Origin of the sequence: Sphingomonas populi, assembly GCF_004208535.1 — a bacterium.
Classification (GTDB): domain Bacteria; phylum Pseudomonadota; class Alphaproteobacteria; order Sphingomonadales; family Sphingomonadaceae; genus Sphingomonas; species Sphingomonas populi.
The window spans coordinates 1-5,842 of record NZ_SGIS01000088.1 but is presented as its reverse complement, the minus strand read 5'-3'; the positions used below and the strand labels follow the sequence as shown (position 1 = coordinate 5,842).

The 5,842-nt window shown below is 64.0% G+C and carries 4 protein-coding genes; 2 read left to right on the top strand and 2 right to left on the bottom strand.

Going from position 1 to position 5,842, the window contains the following annotated elements; translation table 11 throughout:
• Positions 1-197: 197 nt before the first annotated feature.
• Both EWE75_RS23535 and EWE75_RS23530 read left to right on the top strand, forming a co-directional pair.
• On the top strand, positions 198-1,067 hold the full coding sequence (locus EWE75_RS23535; RefSeq protein WP_130160485.1) for a tyrosine-type recombinase/integrase: 870 nt from the start codon (positions 198-200) through the stop codon (positions 1,065-1,067).
• 9 nt (positions 1,068-1,076) lie between these two features.
• Complete coding sequence (locus tag EWE75_RS23530; protein WP_130160484.1) at positions 1,077-2,255, top strand: IS91 family transposase; 1,179 nt, start codon at positions 1,077-1,079, stop codon at positions 2,253-2,255.
• Between the two features lie 1,269 nt (positions 2,256-3,524).
• Here the strand turns inward: EWE75_RS23530 and EWE75_RS23525 are convergent.
• Together EWE75_RS23525 and EWE75_RS23520 are read right to left on the bottom strand one after the other, a co-directional pair.
• Positions 3,525-4,718 (bottom strand): IS91 family transposase, encoded by a 1,194-nt coding sequence (locus EWE75_RS23525; protein ID WP_130160483.1) that lies wholly within the window; start codon positions 4,716-4,718, stop codon positions 3,525-3,527.
• Between the two features lie 4 nt (positions 4,719-4,722).
• Positions 4,723-5,628: a tyrosine-type recombinase/integrase gene (locus EWE75_RS23520; RefSeq protein WP_130160482.1), complete on the bottom strand. Its 906-nt coding sequence runs from the start codon at positions 5,626-5,628 to the stop codon at positions 4,723-4,725.
• Positions 5,629-5,842: the final 214 nt, after the last annotated feature.

Here is a 5,842-nt window from a genome sequence, read left to right as displayed (position 1 = left end):
ATCGACCGCGTAGACGACCCTGTACCCGGCATACGAACCGACAACGGACGGAACGGCTGACCAAGATATACCTGCCTCTTGACAGCGAGGCGATTAGACGACCCGCTGACGCGGGACTGGCGTGCGTATTGGCCGGGATGGCCTCCTGATGAGAAGGTTTGGTTGCTGAGACCAACCCCTGACCAGGAGACCACCCCATGGCTGAAGCCACGGCAGCGGTAAGCCCGCTGCGCCGTCGCATGATCGACGACATGAGCTTGCGCAACCTGTCACCCGCGACACAACGATCGTATCTGCATGCGGTGACGAAATTCAGCCGTCATTTCGGCCAGTCGCCGGATCGGCTGGGGCTGGAGGATGTGCGCGCTTTCCAGGTGTATTTGGTGTCGCAGGGCATTTCCTGGCCGGCGCTGAACCAGACGGTATGTGCTCTTCGATTCTTTTACGGCGTAACGCTCGACCGGGCCGAGATCCCGGAGCGGATCGTCTATGCGCGTACCCCGCGCAAGCTGCCGGCGATCCTGAGCGCCGACGAGGTGGTCCGCTTCCTCGAAGCGGTTCCGTCGCTGAAGGCACGCACCGCCCTGACCACCGCCTACGCCGCCGGCTTGCGCGCCTCAGAGGCGGTGAGCCTCAACGTCGCGGATATCGACAGCGACCGGATGGTGATCCTGGTTCGTCACGGCAAGGGCGGCAAGGATCGCACGGTCATGCTGTCGCCGCAGCTGCTCGGGATCTTGCGGACCTACTGGCGACTGGTACGTCCGGAGCATTGGCTGTTTCCCGGGCGCGGCGACAAGCCGATCGACGTGCAAGTCCTCCACGCGGCTTGCCGTTCCGCAACCAAGGCGGCGGGCCTGGTCAAGAAGGTGAGCGTCCACACGTTGCGCCATAGCTTTGCGACCCACCTGCTCGAGAGCGGAACCGATATCCGCATCATCCAGGTGCTGCTCGGGCACAACAACCTCTCGACGACCGCGCGCTACACCCATGTGGCGACAAGTACGATCGCAGCGACGCGGAGTCCGCTCGATCACCTGAGGCTGGAGGTGGTGCCGCCCGCCTGAGCCGGACCCGTGCGGTCCGATCTGGAGGTGGCGGACATCTTCCGCCGCCACGGCCCTTCCTACGCCCAAGCGCATGACGGCCATCTTGGCCGCGTGGAACGCCGCGTAATGTCCGCGATCGAACTCTGCCGGACAGCCGCGCTTGGTGGTCACGTCGAGGCTTGTGAGGACTGCTCGCATGCTCGTGTCGCCTATAATTCGTGCCGCAACCGACATTGTCCCAAGTGCCAGAGCGCGACGCGTGAACGGTGGCTCGCTGACCGTCAGGCCGATCTACTGCCGGTGCCGTATTTCCATGTCGTGTTCACGGTGCCGGCCGACGTGGCCGAGATCGCCTTCCACAATAAGGCGGTCGTCTACGCCATCCTGTTCGACGCCGTTGCCGCAACGCTCAAGATCATCGCCGCCGATCCGCAGCACCTTGGCGGCGAGATCGGGTTCCTCGCCATTCTTCATACGTGGGGTCAGGCGCTCACCCATCATCCGCATATCCATTGCCTCGTCCCCGGCGGCGCGCTCTCACCCGATGGGCGGTGGCTCGGCTGCCGGCAACGCTTCTTCCTGCCCATCGATGTTCTCTCCCGCCTGTTCCGGCGGCTGTTCCTCGATCGGCTCCAGACGGCATATGCGGCCGGGCGGCTGCACTTCTCCGCTACACTCGACGGGTTCGGTGACGCCGATGTCTTCGCTGCCGCGATCCGGCAGCTTCGTCGCAAAAACTGGGTCGTCTATGCCAAGCCGCCGTTCGGCTCACCCGAACAGGTTCTCGCCTATCTCGGTCGCTACATCCACCGGGTCGCCATCGCCAACAGCCGCCTGGTCAGCGCCGACGAGACCAGCGTAACCTTCCGCTGGCGCGATTATCGTCACGGCAACGCGCACAGGCTTATGTCGCTCGATCCGCACGAGTTCATCCGCCGCTTCCTCCTTCACAGCCTCCCCGACGGCTTCCATCGCATCCGCCATTATGGCTTCCTCGCAAATGGCTGCCGCCGGGCCAGGCTCGCGATCATCCGGCAACTGGTGGCGACCGAGCCCACGCCGGCCACCGCAGATGGCGAAGCCGCCAGGCCGCTCCCGCGCTTTGACCCATCCGTCTGCCCATGTTGTGGCGGTGTTCTGCGCATCACGGCAACGGTGCCGCGTTGGCGGGACGGGCCACCTCGTCCACCGCCTGATACATCATGAGCACGCGCTTCGATCGAGCATCGATCATGACGGCGTCGCGGCAGCAGTGTCGACGGGCGCAATGATATTCTGCGTCCGGCATCTCGCCGATCTGCCACCGGGCAGGCCGTCCGTATGGCAACCCGAACCAAAATACCGGTCGACGCGTCGATCGCATCGACCAACACGGGCGGTTCGGGGTCGCCCAGCACCTGGACGGCGAGCCGCGTCACCCACAGCGCGTCGCCAAGATCCAGCGCCGCAACACTAATCCCATAGCGCGTGGCCGCGTCAGCGGGTTCGCTCAATCCGGCTTCAATGAGGTCGCGCACCGCGCCAAGCTCGACGATCACCGCCGCGCGACCTCACAGAACCCTCCAGATTCAAGATTGGCCAGCGCCTGATTCAACCTTTGCGCGAGACGCTTGCTCGTGATTCCGATCTTGCTCGTTTCGGCTGCGACGAAACGTTTTCACACAGCCTCGGGCGGGAGCCGTCATCCGTCCGCGAAGGGGTCGAGAACGGCAAAAACTGGGTGGGAAGCGGTCATTGACGGGCTAAGCAATCGAAGCCAGCATAGGACATGGCAACGGGATCGAACACATCGTTTAACCCTCAGCAGGTTGGCTTCGGGAACGATCTTATTGTCCGACCAGATGGGAACGAGTGGGCAGTTGTCGGCGGAGGGAATAGCTATCGTCTTTCAAGAGACCAATGCTGGCGGGCGGTGGCTTTACTGGAGAGGCCTTACCCGCAGGTCCGATCTCTCATAGAGGAAGTTTCGCTGACTCCCTTCCCTTTTGTCGGCGTGATTTGCGCAGGATTAAGCCTATCCAAGCATTGGGCACAGCTTGCCATCACTTGGATTCCTTGTCTGCCTGATGAGGATCGGGAAGCCGTAACCCCGGCGCTTCGCCAAATGACTCAGCAGTCGTGGACTAGTCAAAGGTTGCGCCAAGAGGTCAGACGCTTTCTATAACGGCATGTCCGCTAATGTGAAGGGTTTCGGGCGCTTGCGTACGAAAGCCTCCAGTGCAGGAACCCGCGGGCCCCACGCGCTGGTCTATGGGTAAAGCGGCTTTGGGGTGGTTCGGACGGGTAAGCGATGCCGATCCGGAAGTGTCGGTTCTGGCCGGATCAACGTGACTTTGTGCGGCGTCAGAGTGCGGGCGGTGGTGGTTTTGCTGGTCGATGTGCCCTTTGCCCGGCTCGCTTCTGGGATAGGCATGTGCTGCGTCGTCGGCCAGGACACTATGGGTGCGACCGTTGTGCAGGCTGAGCCATGCCGGATCATGGCGCATTCTCCCGGATTGGCGATGGCGATGATGGCGGCGCGCGGGGCTGGCACCAGCGGGCGAAGGTCTCGATGATAGTCATGTGCCCGCCGCAGCATGGACATGGCGGACGATGATCGGGCGGCTCGTCGGGTTCGGGCTCCTCGACCGGTGCGGCGACGCCCAACAGCCTGCGGGCCAGCGCCATGGTGTCCTTGTGGGTCGAACTGGCGAGCAGGCCGTAATGCCGGATGCGGTGGAAGCCGCGCGGCAGGACGTGGATCAGGAAGCGGCGAATGAACTCGTCGGTCGCCAGCGTCATGACCTGCTGGCGTTCGACCACGTCGCGACGGTAATCCTTATAACGGAACGTCACGCCGTCCTCGTCGAAGGCGATAAGCCGCCGGTTCGAGATGGCAACGCGGTGCGTGTAGCGCGAGAGATAGGCCAGCACCGCCTGCGGCCCGGCAAAGGGTGGCTTGGCATAGACCACCCAGCGCTTCTTCCGGATCGGCGAGAGATGCCGCAGGAAGGCCTTGCGTGTCGCGAGGCCAGCCAAGGTGCTGAAGAAGGCCAGCTTGCCGGCATCGAACAATGCCAGCAAGCGCGTGAGGAACAGGCGGCGGAACAAGGCGCCCAATACGCGCACCGGCAGCAGGAAGGCCGGGCGCGACGAGATCCAGCGCGTGCCGTCAAGCGTGATGCCTCCGCCGGGTACGATCATGTGCACATGAGGGTGGTGGGTCAGTGCCGATCCCCACGTGTGCAGCACGGCGGTGATCCCGATCCGCGCGCCGAGGTGCTTGGGATCGGCAGCGATGGTCAGCATGGTATCCGCGGCTGTGCGGAACAGCAGATCATAGACCACCGCCTTGTTCTGCCACGCGATATCCGCGATCTCAGCGGGCACGGTGAACACGACATGGAAGTACCCCACCGGCAACAGATCGGTCTCGCGCGCGGCCAGCCAGGTGCGCGCCGCAGCGCCCTGGCACTTGGGGCAATGCCGGTTGCGGCATGAGTTGTAGGCGATACGCCAGTGCCCGCAGTCGTCGCAGGCCTCGACGTGACCGCCCAGCGCGGCGGTGCGGCAGTTCTCGATCGCCGTCATGACCTTGAGCTGGCCAAGGCTCAGATGCCCGGCGTGGGCCGCCCGATAGGCGGGCCCGGCGCTGCGGAAGATATCGGCGACCTCGTGGCCGGTGCGCACCGGCTCAACCGGGAGGTGCCCTGCCTTCCATCACGGCCACGATCTGGTCGAGCGGGCTGGCCACCGCCCGCATCGTCTTGCTCGAGACCTGAGTATAGATGCCGGTCGTGTTGATGTTCACGTGTCCCAGCAGCACCTGGATGACTCGGATATCGACGCCTTGCTCGAGCAGGTGAGTGGCAAACGAGTGGCGCAGTGTATGCGGGCTTACCCGCTTGCGGATCTCGGCGCGCTCGGCCGCTTCCTGCACGACGCGGTGCAACTGGCGAGCCGAGATCGGATCCGTGCCGCTGCGGCCGGGGAACAGCCAGCCATGAGGTAGCATCACTCCGCGCCGCTTGCCTTCGCGCCACCATTGACGGAGCAAGTCCAGCAGGTGCGGTGAGAGCATGGCGTTGCGGTCCTTGCGTCCCTTGCCCTGCTCGACGCGGATCATCATCCGGGTGCTGTCGATGTCATCGACCTTGAGGTGGGCAACCTCCGAGACCCGCAGGCCCGCGCCATAGGCCACGCTGAGGGCCGCTTTGTATTTGATGCCTGGCGCAGCCTCGAGCAGCCGCGCTGTCTCCTCGACGCTCAAAACCACCCGCAGCTTGGGTGTGAAGCGAACGACGACCAGCGCTAGCGCCATCTCCGGCCGCCTGAGGGTTATCCCGAAGAGGAACCGCAGTGCCGATACCGCGCCATTGATCGTGGCTGGACCAACGGCGCGCTCGTGTTGGTCAACCTGAAAACGCCGGAGGTCTTCCACCGTGGCCGTGTCCGGGGGGCGGCCGAGAAACGCGGCGAAGTTCCGGACATGTCGGATATAGTCGTTCTGCGTGTGCGCCCCGAAGCCACGCATCGTCATATCCTGCAGCATCCGCTCACGCAGCGAATGGGTCGGCGCAGCGGTCGTAATAGCATCCATGGTAAGTTCCTCTCCGTTGAAGGAACTCCACAGTCGGCCGGCGACGCCGCCCCCGCCGAAAGTCTCACAAATACTACACTACATCACCCCAAGCGACCCTCCCGCGGAGCGGGTCGTCTAATCGCCTCGCTGTCAAGAGGCAGGTATATCTTGGTCAGCCGTTCCGTCCGTTGTCGGTTCGTATGCCGGGTACAGGGTCGTCTACGCGGTCGAT

Excerpts from the sequence above, each read along its gene's own strand:
- EWE75_RS23535 (WP_130160485.1), top strand. The coding sequence starts at position 198 with ATGGCTGAAGCCACGGCAGCGGTAAGCCCGCTGCGCCGTCGCATGATC.
- EWE75_RS23520 (WP_130160482.1), bottom strand. The coding sequence starts at position 5,628 with ATGGATGCTATTACGACCGCTGCGCCGACCCATTCGCTGCGTGAGCGG.